The sequence below is a fragment of the Chryseobacterium sp. G0201 genome (assembly GCF_003815655.1).
Taxonomy (GTDB): domain Bacteria; phylum Bacteroidota; class Bacteroidia; order Flavobacteriales; family Weeksellaceae; genus Chryseobacterium.
The window spans coordinates 744987-759662 of record NZ_CP033917.1; the positions used below are offsets into that span (position 1 = coordinate 744987).

The following is a 14676-nucleotide window of genomic DNA, read 5'->3' on the forward strand; positions in this document are numbered from 1 at the left end:
AATTAAGGCTTTTCGTCTGTTAACTCAAAGCCCCAATCTTTTCCTTTTTGCGTGGCAGGAACTCCTTTTACCATCCAAGCCGGAGCTTTAGCATCTTTAAGATAATAATCAAAAAACTGCTGTTCACGGATTTGGATATCTTTTCTGTTCTGGCGTTTTATAAGATTATGGTCGTCACCATTATAATTCAGAAGCCAAACCGGTTTTCCGAGACGGCGTAATGCAGTAAACATTTCAATTCCCTGATACCAAGGCACAGCTCCATCTTTATCATTACTCATAATGACTACCGGAGTTTTCACCTTATCAATCGTAAAAAGTGGTGAATTTTTAATATAAAGTTCCGGTGCTTCCCATAGATTTTTCCCTAATCTGCTCTGCGATTTTTCATACTGAAATTGGCGATTCATTCCTGAAGACCAACGGATTCCTCCATAAGCAGAAGTCATATTGACGACCGGTGCACCACTCCATGCTGCAGCGTACATATCGGTATGAGCAATAAGATAAGCTACCTGATAGCCACCCCAGCTTTGTCCCTGAATTCCTATTTTTGTGCCATCTACCCAAGAATTTTGTTTCAACTTTTCAACTCCGGAATTAATGTATTCCATCGCAGATTCTCCAGGTAAACCATCGGTATAAGAAATATCAGGGGTGAAAACCAAATATCCGTTGCTCACAAAATAAGAGATATTCAATCTTGAAGGCGTTGGAGCCGGAGCTATATAACGATTCAGATTATCAGAAAGCTTTTCATAGAAATAGACGATCATAGGATATTTTTTATTCGGGTCAAAATTTTCCGGTTTGTACAAAACTCCTGTAGATGTATTTCCTTTTGACGTTGTCCAGTGTATTAATTCGTCAGTTCCCCAATTGAAAAGCTTTTGCTGTGGATTGGTATCACTCAGCTTTTCTTGTTTAGAGAAATCCGATGTCGCAAAAATATTGGGAGAATCGGTGTATGATTCTTTAGTTAAAATATATTCCTCTGCATTTTTCGCTTTTTGAAGCGTTTTGTATCCCCAGACATTTTCCATTTGAATCTTTATAGGATCAGCGTTCGAATGAATAGATGTTTTAAAAATTCCGTTCGCTTTGGATGTATTATCAAAAGCAGATAAATAAATAGAAGATTTTCGGTTTAAGCTTTTAATATCTTTGTCTAAATCGTACGTATCAAATGTTATTTTATTTTTTCGTCCAAATCCGTTCGTGATATTTCTTGGCTTTTTTGAGTCGTTCAGGAAAAACTCCCAAAGATCATAGCGGTCTCTGATAATCACAGATTCATCATTATCTGTCCAAGATGCAATCCCATACGGATCAGGAAAATCCGGCATATCAAACTCCTCATCCACGAAAGAAACCGATAATTCGTTATTGAGAGGAAGTATTTGTTTTGTTTTCACATTATAGCTGAACCACTTCCCTTTTTCTCTGTCGAAAATGACAACAAATTTTCCAAGCGGAGATACAGCAACCGAGCCGTTCAGATTTTTAATAATCTCTGTTCTTTCACCTGTTTTATTATCAATAAGGAAATACGTCTTCTTTGTTGAACCTTCCCATTGCGAAGAAATACGGTTGTTCAAACTGGTAATACCCAACGCAAATTCGGCATTTCCTTCATTTACCAATCGTAAAGTATCCAAATCCTCTCCATCGATATTTCTGAAGAAATTTGGTTTTTCGGTTTGCATTACTGCTGCATAAGATTTTTTCAGATCATTTTTCAATTCCTTTAGCTGTACTGTTTGCAGATAATCATCTTTATAATTCCAAATATCCACCACAGCATGATCATTTGCAATCATTGCAGTATCTTTTGCTATAGGCTTTGGAGCTACTCCAAAGTACAGCTGCTTACCATTTTTGCTGAATTTTGGGAACCTATTTTCAGAAATTACCCAATTCTTCTTCATTTGCACATTATCATTGGCGAGAATTTCCTTTTTATTGTTTTTAAAATTAAAATAGTACAATTGATACAGTTTCACCAAATCATTCTGTGCAGAAAAAGTCGCTACAAATGCCAGCTGATTTCCTTCTTCATCAAAAGACAATTGTGAAAAATCGCCTTCCATTTCAGAAATTTTATTTACAGCTCCAGTTTGTAAATTAAGTACCTGTACAGTTTGAAGCGTATATTTCTTTGGCTTTGATTTGTCGGTAACTTTTTTATCTGCAGATTTATCATCTAAAGAATCTTTCTTCTCTTTTTTATCTTTATTAGCTTTTTCTTCCGGTTTTTTGGTCACAAAAACGAGTTGTTTCCCATTGTTACTGAATTCATAGCGGAAAACATTATCATATGTTGTACTTTTTCCATCTAAAAGATTTCGTACTACCAACTGCAAAGGTTTTGCATTTTTATCGTCGTCTTTCTTTTCGTCTCCATCTTCTTTATCAGAAGCATCATCCGAAGATTTGTCTTTCATATTTTCTAAAAGATAAGCGACATAAGAACCTCCTTTTTCAGGAATTTTAAAACCTTTTACATTAGGAATTTTCTCCGTTTTACCACTCGAAAAATCAACGATGGCAAGACTGTCTTTTGTTAGTTTATTCTGTTTTAATTTTTTATCCTTTACCGCTTTTATATCTTTATATAAAGGGCGGATTTGAAAAACACCAAACCTTGAATCATTTGTAAATTCTACTTTCGTTCCTCTAGGAAACTTCTTCGAATTTTTATTTTTAACAGAATATAAAAAAAGATTAGGATTTCCTTCCTGAGCATCTACAGAATAAGCAATCCACTTTCCATCATTTGAGATTTTTCTTGAACCTATATTTTGCCAACTGTCGTAAACAGAATGGTCTAAAGGCTTTTTCTGTCCATACATAAAACAGGTCATGATGAGCAGAATAAAAACTGTACATTTCAACTTCATTATTAAATAATTTTAAGGATTAAAAATAAGGCATTTCATTGACAAACTTGTCATACGTTATTGTTATTTTGTCGGAAGATAGATAGAAGTTAAAGTGAGTCCTGATATTTTAATCTGTGTAAAATTTATTCATTATAGCTTAATAAACCTTTAAATTCAATACTCTTCCAAATAAAAAAGCGCAGCAAACGTCCTTCCTTAAGCTTCCTTCGTTCAACAAAAAACAATGTCAAAATGTCACTTTTTTTTGTGTGGTATTTTTTTTGTGAAGAATAAAACAAATCAAAACTAAATTATTATGACTAAAGGAAATATTAATGTATCTGTGGAAAATATTTTCCCGCTTATCAAGAAATTTCTTTACAGTGATCACGAAATATTCCTGAGAGAATTAATCTCAAATGCAACTGATGCTACTTTAAAATTAAAACACCTAACAAGCATTGGTGAAGCTAAAGTAGAGTACGGAAATCCGAAGCTTGAAGTGAAAATTGATAAAGAACAAAAAACACTTCGCATCATCGACCAGGGAATTGGAATGACTGCGGAAGAAGTTGAAAAATACATCAATCAAGTTGCTTTTTCAGGAGCTGAAGAGTTCTTGGAAAAATATAAAGACACCGCAAAAGATTCAGGAATTATTGGTCATTTCGGACTTGGATTTTACTCAGCGTTCATGGTGGCTGAAAAAGTTGAAATCTTAACTAAATCTTACAAAGACGAGCCTGCAGTTCGCTGGATCTGCGACGGAAGCCCGGAATTTACTCTTGAAGAGACAACAGATAAAACTGACAGAGGAACCGAGATCATTCTTCATATTGCAGAAGATTCTTTAGAATTTTTAGAAGAAGCAAAAATCCGTGAACTGTTATTAAAATATAACAAATTCATGCCTGTTCCTATTAAGTTCGGAACAAAAACTCATACCTTACCTTTACCAGAGGACGCTCCGGAAGATGCTGTTGCTGAAACTGAAGAAGTTGACAACATCATCAACAACCCAACTCCGGCATGGACAGTTGCTCCAAGCGATTTAACGAGTGAAGATTACATGTCATTCTATCACGAGTTGTATCCAATGCAGTTTGAGGAGCCTTTATTTAATATTCATTTGAATGTTGATTATCCTTTCAACCTGACGGGGATTTTATTCTTCCCGAAATTGAGCAACAATTTAAATATAGAAAAAGATAAAATTCAATTATATCAAAATCAGGTGTACGTAACAGATGAAGTAAAAGGTATCGTTCCAGATTTCTTGATGCTTCTTCGTGGAGTAATTGATTCTCCGGATATTCCGTTGAACGTTTCCCGTTCTTACCTTCAGGCGGACGGTGCCGTAAAGAAAATTTCGTCTTACATTACTAAAAAAGTTGCCGACAAAATGGCTTCTTTAATTAATGAAAACCGTGCTGATTACGAACAAAAATGGAATGACATTAAAATTGTTATCGAATACGGAATTGTAACTGAAGAAAAATTTGCAGAAAAGGCAGACAAATTCACGCTATATCCTACAACTGACGGAAAATATTTCCTTTGGAATGAATTAGAAGAAAAACTGAAGCCTACACAAACTGATAAAGATGGTAATTTGATCATTCTTTATGCTTCTAATGCGGATGAACAACACAGCTACATTCAGTCTGCGAAAGATAAAGGATATGAAGTTCTTCTTTTAGATTCTCATATAATTCCTCACGTGATTCAAAAATTGGAATCTTCTAAGGAGAAAATTTCATTTGCAAGAGTAGATGCTGATCACGTAAATAATCTGATCAAAAAGGACGAACCAACTATTTCTAAATTAAATGAAACTGAAAAAGAATCATTAAAAAAGAATGTGGAAGAAGCAGTTAATGATAAAAAATTCACTGTTCAGCTGGAAGATTTAGACAGCAATGATGCTCCGTTCACGATCACTCAGCCCGAGTTTATGAGAAGAATGAAGGATATGCAGGCAACCGGCGGTGGCGGAATGTTTGGAATGGGTAATTTCCCTGAAATGTATAATTTGGTTGTAAATTCTAATAGTGAATTTGCAAATCAGATCTTAAAAACTGAAAATGCAGAAGAAAAAGAAGGATTAGTAAAACATGCTTTAGATTTGGCTAAACTTTCTCAAAACTTATTGAAAGGAAAAGATCTTACCGATTTTATCCAGAGAAGCTATAAGCAACTAGAAAAATAGTTTAATTCATTATATTGTGGTTTCGGGTCGACTTTGTCGACCCGAAACTTTTTTTATTTCGTTGATGTTTTACGCTGGGTTAAGTCGCCACTTTGTTGCTCTAATTGTATTAAAGTATTTCTATTCCACTCAGCCTAACACGTGAAATCATCACGCAAAAACATTTAGTATTAGAAAGATCAGGAGCGGAGTCGAAGCCTTAACTTATAACTCATCATTAATAATTTATAACTCTGTTATCGGATCCCAAAATAGTTTTTTAAAATTTTTAATTCTGAAATTTTCTACTTCAATTCCTTCTGCTTCTAATTTGACTTGAAATTCCGGAACGGATAAAGTTCCTGAACTGGAAATAACACGATGAGCCGGAACATCTTTCGGGCAACCTCCCATTGCTTTTCCGACATGGCGGGAATGATTGGGGTAACCGACTGCTTTTGCAATCGCTCCGTAGCTTGTTACTCTTCCTTTGGGAACGAGCTTGGTAATTTCCCAGACTTGTTGTTTGAATATTTCGTCCATTTTTTTGTTTTTATTTTGAAATGCTTACCTATTTTTAACGCAAAGATCGCAAAGTTTTTTTTTGAAATGTTTGAAAATATTTTTCGTTCGCAAAGGCGTTTGACTACGTCGAATCTTCGATTTCACTTAGCAAAGTAACGTTTGGATCACCTTATTTTTATTTTTGCATCATTTTTGAACTCTACTTGTTTCAATGATGTTTCTCATTAAAATATAAAGTTATGAAAAAATCATTTTTTAGACTCGTTAATAAAATTAATAAAGCGATCTTACCGAAATTGAGTAATAAAGATCCGAATACATTGACCAAAGTTCAGAAAGGGATTTTGGCTTATCGATATTTTGTGCTGACCAATTCTCTGGACTGATAGTTCTGCGTGAGGGATATGGAGGGTGTGAGCGAAGCGAGTAGTGTCCTTCGACAGGCTCAGGACAGGCAGGACACCGAAACGAAGTGGAGCCTGGAGAAGCCTGACCCGAGATTTGGGTTTAGCTTTGGAGAGGGGCACGCCCATATTTTATATAATTTTTTAACCACAGATTACACGGATTTGCACAGATGTTTGCGTTTTATTTTTTGACAGGATTGATTAAGCAGATTTTTTTAACACAAATTTTACAAATATTTTTTCACGAATAAACAGAAACATGTGTGTAAATTTCTGAAAATCTGTGGTTAATAAAAATAAAAAAACGCTCCAAAAAATTGAAGCGTTTGTATATGAGATTCTTCCTTCGTCAAAATGACAAATGAATGAATTTTTCTTATGAATTTTCTAAGATGTAAGAGAACATCAATGGTGCACAGATGGTTGCATCACTTTCAACGATATATTTCGGTGTTGTGATATCTAATTTACCCCAAGTAATTTTCTCGTTCGGAACAGCTCCCGAATACGAACCGTAAGATGTTGTAGAATCCGAAATCTGACAGAAATAAGACCAGAACGGAATGTCATGCATTTCCATATCCTGATACAACATTGGCACTACACAGATCGGGAAATCTCCTGCGATACCTCCACCAATTTGGAAGAATCCAACTCCTTTTCCACCTGAATTTTTAGTGTACCAATCAGCTAAATAAGCCATATATTCGATACCGGATTTCATTGTAGAAAATTGTAATTCTCCTTTGATACAGTAAGAAGTGAAGATATTACCCATGGTAGAATCTTCCCATCCAGGAACTACAATCGGCAAGTTTTTCTCTGCTGCAGCAATCATCCAAGAATTTTCTCTAGGAATTTCGTAATACTGCTCCAACACTCCTGAAAGGATCATTTTGTACATATATTCATGAGGGAAATATCTTTCTCCTTTCGCTTCAGCATCTTTCCAGATCTCAACAATGTGTTTTTGCAATCTTCTGAAAGCCTCTTCTTCGGGGATACAAGTATCTGTAACTCTGTTCAAGCCTCTTTCTAAAAGTGCCCACTCGTCCTGAGCCGTAAGATCTCTGTAATGCGGAACTCTTTCGTAGTGAGAATGCGCAACCAAATTCATTAGATCTTCTTCAAGATTCGCCCCGGTACAAGAGATAAAATCTACTTTATCCTGACGGATCATTTCAGCAAGGATCTTCCCTAATTCAGCAGTAGACATCGCTCCTGCCAAAGTAATCATCATTTTTCCACCATCTTTAAGATGTGCAACATACCCTTTAGATGCGTCTACCAATGCAGCTGCATTGAAGTGCAGGTAATATTTCTCTATAAATTCAGTAATCGGTTTGCTCATTATTTTGATTTTTGCAAAGATAAAACTTAAAAACGGAATGTAGCGGCAGCACTTAAAGAAACTCTGTGTAAGCCTTCTTTTTGATCTTCCCCGAACTCAATTGTTTGTCCGTTGAACTTCATTTTATTCAATGTTCCGGCTGTTAATCCTACTTTTGGACCAATTAAAAAGTTCTTGGAAATCTGGTACTGATACGCAAAATTAATCTCTGCTCCCAGATTAGAACCTGTTCCTTTTACATTTCCTGTTTTTGTTGAATATGAAATTACTCCTAATCCCATATCAACGAACATTTTATGTCTCGTTGCTTCGCTGAAGTTGGAGATCATCAAAGCAGGACCGAAGAAAGTGATATTATCTTTTGTTGTAACAGCTGCGGAAACAGGCATTCCGCTCATATCATATCCTAAAAGAAATCCATCACTTGATGCACTGTAATTAGAAAATTTCAATCCAATTGCTACAATATTTTTTAAATGATAATAGGCAGAAATATCGAAATTCACTCCGCTTTTTAAGCCATTAACATAATCTTTTTCCGCTTTAGTCAAGCCAGGTGTTGTTTTTGCGGTTCTCCATGCATATCCTACAGAAGGAATGATTGAGATCTTTTCTGTCTGCTGAGCAAAAGAAAGTAAAGAAATTGAAAAAGCTCCTAGGAGTATTAGTTTTTTTAACATTATTTAAAATTTTGGCAAAAATAGCATTTTTATTTATATACTGTTATTATAGCTGATCTCATTTACTTTCAATTAAAAAGTACAGCTTATGAAGGCTGTACTTTTCTTTGATCTAACAAAATAACAAGAATTATTCTTCTAAAGCTTCTACTTTCAGAATCTCTATTTTTCTTTCACCTTCTTTAAAAGGCCATTCGATAACGTCTCCTACTTTATATCCCACTGTTGCTAATGCAATATCTGAAAGTATAGAATATTTATTTTTTTTAGGTTTAGCTTTGGTACTCGCTACAAAAATATACTCATGCTCAAAATCTTGAGTATGATCTTTAATCGTTACTTTTCGATCAACAGTCACAATATCTGAAGGAAGGTCTCTTCTTAAAACCTGTTTAGCCTTTCGCAGCTCTCCAGTTAACCTGTTTTCTTCATATTTGCTTACTTTTTTTCTTCTTAAATGATCTTTTATAGCATCATATATTCCGGTGGTTACAATAATATTATTTAACATATTTATTTTATTAACAAGATTAAATGAAAATGCATTTCTTAGTGATCCAACATAGAAAACTGTGCGAATTATTCAGCCATTTCTCCTATGAAAAATTGCATTTAAACGATAAATTAACTTGGAAATTTTCCCCTGCCTTGGATCTGACAGGGTTTAATTGATAAAGTCTTTAGAACTTTTCAAAAATGAATCTGTATGTAAATAAAGTAACGACAACAAAAGCCCTGAAAAACGGCTTTTAGTAGAAAGTGAAATAAATGCTGTCATATTGTTACTCCTTGAATTTTCACTAAGATACCAAATAAGTTTTTAGAAAACAAAGAATTAACATTTCTTAAGCTTTTTACTAATACTTAAATTTTCTGTTTTCCTTCTTTTCAGATATTTTCTTTTTGGTGTCTAATCTTTTTTCTTTTTTGGCCCGGGATGGTTTTGTGGCGATTCTTGTTTTCGGAACAATTAAAGCTTTATTAACGATATCTATAATTTTTTCAATCGCTTTGTTTTTGTTCATTAATTGGGTTCTGCTTTCAGAAACGGTTAAGAATAAAAGTCCTTCCAGATTTATTCTGTTCTTTAGTTTTTCCTGAATTAAAGCCTTTTGCCTTTCATTAAAAAATTCAGATTCATCGACTTTCCAAAGTACGGTAACAGCCGTTTCAACTTTATTGACGTTCTGCCCTCCTGCACCACTGCTGCGGGAAGTTTTGAAATTGAGTTCTTTCGTAAAGTCTCTCATTAGAATTTTAGTTTTGAATTTTCTTGTATATAATCTTTTTCCTCATTAACAAATTTTAGATTGCCATCTATCTTTTCATTTGAATCTTTTTTAATCACTAATATACTTCTGTCATTTGAATTTATTATGATGGAATCTCCCGCCTCAACATTATACAAGCACGTCCATGAATAAATTTCAGCTACATTATTTTTAATTGCATAGGGAAAAATATCTTTCTTGTATGGATTAAATTCTTTTACGTTGCTTACAAAATCTTTTAAGTATATTATTCCAAAACAGTGATTTCCGGAATCACTTATACCGCCCACTCTTCCATTTATTAATATACTATTTTGAAAAAAAGGTTGTTCATATTTATCTTGTATTTCAGCATCTTTTATACTTTGTTTTATCCAAAATATCCATCCCACAATTGCAATTGAAAATAAAATTACTATTTTAATTATCTCTTTTTTCATCAATTATTTTTAAAAGATTTAATCTTGAAACCTTTCCATTTGGCGTTCTTGGAATTTCATTAATAAAAATAATTTCTTTCGGTTTGTGGAAGTTTTTTTCAAATTGAATTTCTGATATTTTTTGAATTAAATCCTTTGATTTTACACCTTCAATGATCAATATCAATTTTTGCCCCAAACTTTCATCTTCTTTTCCTAAAAATACGACTTCATTCGGGATTTCTTTTTTAACCAAAGCCTCCAGTTCTTCAGGAAAAATTTTTGCCCCCCCAGAATTGATGACATTATCGATCCTTCCTAAAAATCTAAACTTATTTCCATCCTTAATTTCAACTAAATCATTAGTTTTCAATATATCAGAATTCACATTAGGAGCATATATTTGCAAACATCCTCTTTCATCTTTATTAATAGAAACATTTTCAAATGCTGTAAAATAATCTTCAGCTTTTGGCATCAATTGTTTTAAAGCAATGTGAGAAAGCGTTTCGGACATTCCATAGGTCTCAAATATTTGAGTTTGAGAGTTTGAGAGTTTAAGAGTTTGGATAATCTTATTTCTTAGATTTTCGGAGACTGTAGCACCGCCAATAATCAAATTTTTAATTAAATAAAGCTTATCCAGGGAGTTTTCAACTTGTAAAGGCGTCATGGCACAAAAATCTATTTCTTCATCTAAACTTTCAAGCGGTTTTAAAGATGGATCAGTAATAATCAACTTCATTTTTCGTTCAAAAGACCTAACCATCATCATTTTCCCAGAAATATATTCTACAGGAAGGCACAATAATGCGGTATTGCCTTCTTTTAAGCCTAAAAAATTGCAGGTCATTACTGCAGAATTGATCATCTTCTTTTTTTCAATTTCGAAAACTTTCGGAGCTCCTGTAGAACCTGAGGTCTGCACTTTCACTGTTTCAGAATAGGACAACCATTCTTCTAAAAAAAAAGTTACTTTCTTTTCAAATTCTGTCTGCGAATGTAAATTGTTAATTCTGAGATTATTGAAGTTTATCACCATATTTACCACCATAAAAAGTTATGTAAATTTAAAAAAAAGTTTAAAAAGTTCTTGCAAATAATGAAAAAAGCTGTAAATTTGCATCACCAAAATAAAACAGACCCATAGTGTAACGGTAGCACTCCGGTTTTTGGTACCGTCAGTTGGGGTTCGAATCCCTGTGGGTCTACAATCAAGGAGAAATGATCATTTTGATCGTTTCTCTTTTTTTTTACATCTACTAACTCATTGTTAATCTGAAAGATGTGGTATGCTATGGAGTTGATTCTGGCGGTTCGATAATGTTTTCCGTCAAATTCCAATTTTTCAGGAAATATCGAACCAATTATTGCCCGCTTTGTCTCAATGCCCCCTTCTTGGTAGTGTTTTCCGATATTTTGAAGTGTCTCTAAGGCTTGTTCGAGTAGTTTTTCTATATTGCTAATTTGAGGAACTGAATTTTTATTTAATTCTTCTTCCAATTTTGAAATTCGCTCTTTGCATTCTCTTTTTATCTCTAGGAATTCATCATCATCAATGACCTCGGTAAGAAACTTATTTCGGGCAAAAGATAGTTTGTTATTGAGAGAGTCAATTTCGTCAGATATTTTCTTTTTCTCTTTTAATGGATTGTTAATGAAGTTCTGATAATTCTCCGTCAAAAGCATTTTTAGATATTTTTTAACCGGTGCATTCATTTCAAATGTCATCAATCCATCTTCAAAAACTTTATTGACAAGTTCCGCTCTTGCTCTGAACCCGCAGGTAGAATTACAATGGTAATAATAGTATCGATTATTTCGACCTCTCGAAGCACTGGCAGTAATTGTCTTACCACAGTTTGGGCACGTTAGAAACCCTCGAAGAGGAAAGTTCTCCTGAACAGTGATTTTTGTGTTCGGTCTTTGAGGTCGTTTCTTACCGTCTAATATCTCTTGTACCTTGTCAAAAAGTTCCTCACTTATCAAAGGTTCATGTTGACCTTCTACAAAACAAGCTTCCTCATCTTTATGCTTTGGAACAAACACTTTACCGCAATAAATAGGATTACGAATATGGACTCACGGAATTATTCCGTCGGTAAAAAATGAGTACTATAATTTTTATCCCGGTGGAAGGTACATCCCAAAACCGTTAAAAATAATAAGACATTATGGCAATAGCTCATTAGAACAAATTTCTAACGAGATTTTAGGATTATCTAAAATGAATTGGAATTCTTTAAATATGTATTCCCAATTGCCAGCAACAATATTTTCATCAAATGAGATTGCTAGAATTGGAAAACTGGTTAATAACATGGGAAGTACAGAATATGATTACAGATTTTTTATATAATCATGACATGAAGCTTTTGCATAAAGAATTTCTAAAAGAAAAAAGGAAAAAAAAAGAAAGCCATTTCATCATTGTTGCAGATTTTAATAAGCATGTTTATAAAGAAAAATACGACCTGAAAGGTGGAGATTTTTCTTTATACCGATAGGCTTGAACTTGTGTTTATAATCTGAAACTATTCCTTTGTTTTCTTTTTATTATTTTTTGACTACCAATTACAATATTAAAATCGGAAAGACCTGCCAAATATCTATTTCCATTTTAAATATTTTGATTTAAGATTGATAAACTCTTTCTATAAAAAATTCCATTTCCAATAAAAATTTTCGACTTCGGAGAAAATTTCAGCCCTCAGCAAGAGCAAGTTGTTTTGAGCATCTCGAATCGTTTCGAGATGCTCAAAACACAACTTGCTGTGTTCCCGCGAACACATCATCATATTAGATTTCATTATATTGAAAATGCATAAAAAATGATCTTGATTAAGTATTTTTAAAATTATGCACATGGGTAGATATGTACCTACATAAATACCAAGAGAATTAAATTTCTAAGCTTTTACTGAAATTAATACTTCTTTCAATAAATGATTTCTAATTTAGACTTACAGTGACAATAAAAGCCAAATAGTTACTTATAGAGCCAATTCAAAGGCATACCTCATTTTCAGAATTAATTTTCTGAAAAATGAAAGTATGTTACATAAAGAAACTGTAAGTAAAGAAATGTGGGAACTCTTACAAAAACTAATGAAAGATGAAATTTTAAAAGATTTTACTCTGGTAGCTGGTCAATCTGTTTTACAATGTCCATTAATTACGGAATTCAAATTGTCTTATTACTACTTTTCGCTAGATTCTTCCTCACATTTTTGACATACAGAAGTTTGATTTTCATCAAGAAACTCATCTCCGCAATATTCACATGATGTAATTCTCTCATCTTTCAACTTTAGTGTAAATTCAAAAAAGTCATCAGGTGAGTTCTCAGATTCAAGAATAAAATTCAATCCACAGCCACCTTGGCACTCTTTAAGACTACCTGCCTCGGCCTCTGGAAAACTATTAATTGAATCACATTTAGGACATTTGACATGTAAAGTGCTACACCATTCACAAGTTCCAGCCATTACTTTTGAATATCTACCATTACTATGATCAGAATGAAATTCATTATCCAAATCTCTCTTAACCCAATTGGTAACATAGTTTCCATGACCTTCTTTACTGCCATCGCATTCTTCACATATTAAAAAATCGTCATCATCATCATCTTGAAAAAAGTCAATAGTAAAATAAAAACTTGCTAGTAGTTCGCCACTGTCTAATTCAATTGAATTATTATTGTGGACACCACTTGGATATTCCCACACCTCAAAAGTTGCGGTAATCTCATTACCACAAGTGCACCCAAACGATTCCATAGCTTCATATCTATTTTCTGTCCCCATACTTTTTTCAGAACTTTCGGCAAGTTCAAAATCTAAATCAAATTCCGACTTATGGTAACTATGGATTTTTTCACAGCTATTGCATTTAAACCGAAGATAATTTCCTGTCGAGTCTTTTGTATTCAAATACTGAGAGATAAATTGAATTGCTTGGTCTGATATATCTGATTTCAGATAATTTTTAGAATTAAATAAAAACTGAGGTAAGTTGTACATCCAAAACTCAACGCTTGAATGGTCGTAAATTTCCTTTATTAATTCTTCTCGTGGAGCAACAATCCTGTCGTCACCAGATACTTTTTCAAAATAACACCAATCTTCATCTTTTTTTATGTCATTTGTAATAAAAATTATTGGTAGATTTACTTCTTTAGAATAGTGCAGAATTTGTTTCCAGACAATCAGGTCACCAAAAATTTGTGTGCCTTTCTTTTCGGCTTTGTGGAAGTCTCCATAACCTGGTGGAATTTTAAATTCATAACGATGTTTACCTTCTCTTGTTATTTCTACAATTTCATCAAACGAATAACCATTGCCGACCGAAAAGTGCAGGTCAATTGCTTCAAGCAAATCATCGTTTTCTTTTACACCATATATTTCACTTTCAGCCTCGCTAATCTGTGCTAAAATATTCTGTTCAAATTTTTTAAGCTTAAGTTCAAAATCTGCAATGTGAGTTTTTATTTCCTCTATATTTGTCTGTCCAATATGTGGATGTTTATCATCTTTTTCTGTCTGTCTACCAATATCTTCAACTTGTTTTTGAACCGCTTTAATAAAAGATGGATTAATATTGATTACCTGATTTTTTAAGTTATCATATCGTTCAGAAAACGACTTATTTATAACATTATCTTTATTTTTTAGAAACTCATACTCAACATGAGCTGGAATCCAAAGTCTTTTGTCAAGATGTTTAAAGGTTTCACTATAAATTTTTTCTCTAGTTTTTTTTGGGAGATAATAAAAATCTAATAATGCTGACGAATCAAAAACAAAAATTGCAGTTCGCCACAATCGTTCTTCTTTTTCATCATTCAACTGATATAATTTGATACTGTCTATATTCATAAATTAAATAACTGGATACTTAGTTTTAATGTGAAATATTAATACGTGATATGAAATATACAAAATAAATATT

The 14676-nt window shown here is 33.3% G+C and carries 12 protein-coding genes, 1 tRNA gene and 1 pseudogene; 4 read left to right on the forward strand and 10 right to left on the reverse strand.

The window, feature by feature from the left end:
* Window positions 1–2: 2 nt before the first annotated feature.
* Window positions 3–2900, reverse strand: a complete 2898-nt coding sequence (locus tag EG348_RS03320; protein WP_123980659.1) for an alpha/beta hydrolase family protein — start codon at window positions 2898–2900, stop codon at window positions 3–5.
* A 298-nt stretch (window positions 2901–3198) separates the two neighbouring features.
* Between EG348_RS03320 and htpG the strand changes: the two genes are divergently transcribed.
* Window positions 3199–5091, forward strand: coding sequence for a molecular chaperone HtpG (gene htpG, locus EG348_RS03325; protein ID WP_123980661.1), 1893 nt, complete (start codon window positions 3199–3201; stop codon window positions 5089–5091).
* A gap of 225 nt (window positions 5092–5316) precedes the next feature.
* Here htpG and EG348_RS03330 read toward each other — a convergent pair whose 3' ends face one another.
* Window positions 5317–5613, reverse strand: coding sequence for an MGMT family protein (locus EG348_RS03330; RefSeq protein ID WP_123980663.1), 297 nt, complete (start codon window positions 5611–5613; stop codon window positions 5317–5319).
* 221 nt (window positions 5614–5834) lie between these two features.
* On the opposite strand from EG348_RS03330, the gene EG348_RS21625 reads away from it, so the two are divergent.
* Window positions 5835–5981, forward strand: a complete 147-nt coding sequence (locus tag EG348_RS21625; RefSeq protein ID WP_164463249.1) for a hypothetical protein — start codon at window positions 5835–5837, stop codon at window positions 5979–5981.
* A gap of 397 nt (window positions 5982–6378) precedes the next feature.
* On the opposite strand, the gene EG348_RS03335 is transcribed toward EG348_RS21625, so the two are convergent.
* The 6 genes from EG348_RS03335 to EG348_RS03360 all read right to left on the reverse strand — a co-directional run bounded on the left by EG348_RS03335 (window position 6379) and on the right by EG348_RS03360 (window position 10765).
* Entirely contained in the window at window positions 6379–7353 is a 975-nt protein-coding gene (locus EG348_RS03335) for a deoxyhypusine synthase family protein (protein ID WP_072410693.1), read from the reverse strand.
* A gap of 26 nt (window positions 7354–7379) precedes the next feature.
* Window positions 7380–8033, reverse strand: a complete 654-nt coding sequence (locus EG348_RS03340; protein ID WP_123980665.1) for an acyloxyacyl hydrolase — start codon at window positions 8031–8033, stop codon at window positions 7380–7382.
* A gap of 130 nt (window positions 8034–8163) precedes the next feature.
* Window positions 8164–8544: a GreA/GreB family elongation factor gene (locus tag EG348_RS03345; protein WP_123980667.1), complete on the reverse strand. Its 381-nt coding sequence runs from the start codon at window positions 8542–8544 to the stop codon at window positions 8164–8166.
* 346 nt (window positions 8545–8890) lie between these two features.
* Window positions 8891–9283, reverse strand: coding sequence for an alternative ribosome rescue aminoacyl-tRNA hydrolase ArfB (gene arfB / locus EG348_RS03350; RefSeq protein WP_123980669.1), 393 nt, complete (start codon window positions 9281–9283; stop codon window positions 8891–8893).
* Entirely contained in the window at window positions 9283–9744 is a 462-nt protein-coding gene (locus tag EG348_RS03355) for a hypothetical protein (RefSeq protein ID WP_123980671.1), read from the reverse strand. The genes arfB and EG348_RS03355 overlap by 1 nt, the downstream gene beginning before the upstream one ends.
* Window positions 9725–10765: an AMP-binding protein gene (locus tag EG348_RS03360; protein ID WP_123980673.1), complete on the reverse strand. Its 1041-nt coding sequence runs from the start codon at window positions 10763–10765 to the stop codon at window positions 9725–9727. The genes EG348_RS03355 and EG348_RS03360 overlap by 20 nt, the downstream gene beginning before the upstream one ends.
* A gap of 98 nt (window positions 10766–10863) precedes the next feature.
* Here EG348_RS03360 and EG348_RS03365 point away from each other — a divergent pair.
* Window positions 10864–10934 (forward strand) — tRNA-Gln (locus EG348_RS03365).
* A gap of 622 nt (window positions 10935–11556) precedes the next feature.
* Here the strand turns inward: EG348_RS03365 and EG348_RS22060 are convergent.
* Window positions 11557–11772: pseudogene (locus tag EG348_RS22060) on the reverse strand (recombinase family protein); the annotation flags it as partial.
* Between the two features lie 236 nt (window positions 11773–12008).
* Between EG348_RS22060 and EG348_RS03380 the strand changes: the two are divergent.
* Window positions 12009–12230: a hypothetical protein gene (locus EG348_RS03380; protein ID WP_123980674.1), complete on the forward strand. Its 222-nt coding sequence runs from the start codon at window positions 12009–12011 to the stop codon at window positions 12228–12230.
* A gap of 693 nt (window positions 12231–12923) precedes the next feature.
* Here the strand turns inward: EG348_RS03380 and EG348_RS03385 are convergent.
* Window positions 12924–14603 (reverse strand): PIN-like domain-containing protein, encoded by a 1680-nt coding sequence (locus EG348_RS03385; protein ID WP_123980676.1) that lies wholly within the window; start codon window positions 14601–14603, stop codon window positions 12924–12926.
* Window positions 14604–14676 lie beyond the last annotated feature (73 nt).

Bases quoted from the DNA above. Each gene is read 5' to 3' on its own strand.
- EG348_RS03320 (WP_123980659.1), bottom strand. From the start codon at position 2,900: ATGAAGTTGAAATGTACAGTTTTTATTCTGCTCATCATGACCTGTTTT.
- htpG (WP_123980661.1), top strand. From the start codon at position 3,199: ATGACTAAAGGAAATATTAATGTATCTGTGGAAAATATTTTCCCGCTT.
- EG348_RS03330 (WP_123980663.1), bottom strand. From the start codon at position 5,613: ATGGACGAAATATTCAAACAACAAGTCTGGGAAATTACCAAGCTCGTT.
- EG348_RS21625 (WP_164463249.1), top strand. From the start codon at position 5,835: ATGAAAAAATCATTTTTTAGACTCGTTAATAAAATTAATAAAGCGATC.
- EG348_RS03335 (WP_072410693.1), bottom strand. From the start codon at position 7,353: ATGAGCAAACCGATTACTGAATTTATAGAGAAATATTACCTGCACTTC.
- EG348_RS03340 (WP_123980665.1), bottom strand. From the start codon at position 8,033: ATGTTAAAAAAACTAATACTCCTAGGAGCTTTTTCAATTTCTTTACTT.
- EG348_RS03345 (WP_123980667.1), bottom strand. From the start codon at position 8,544: ATGTTAAATAATATTATTGTAACCACCGGAATATATGATGCTATAAAA.
- arfB (WP_123980669.1), bottom strand. From the start codon at position 9,283: ATGAGAGACTTTACGAAAGAACTCAATTTCAAAACTTCCCGCAGCAGT.
- EG348_RS03355 (WP_123980671.1), bottom strand. From the start codon at position 9,744: ATGAAAAAAGAGATAATTAAAATAGTAATTTTATTTTCAATTGCAATT.
- EG348_RS03360 (WP_123980673.1), bottom strand. From the start codon at position 10,765: ATGGTGATAAACTTCAATAATCTCAGAATTAACAATTTACATTCGCAG.
- EG348_RS03380 (WP_123980674.1), top strand. From the start codon at position 12,009: ATGAGATTGCTAGAATTGGAAAACTGGTTAATAACATGGGAAGTACAG.
- EG348_RS03385 (WP_123980676.1), bottom strand. From the start codon at position 14,603: ATGAATATAGACAGTATCAAATTATATCAGTTGAATGATGAAAAAGAA.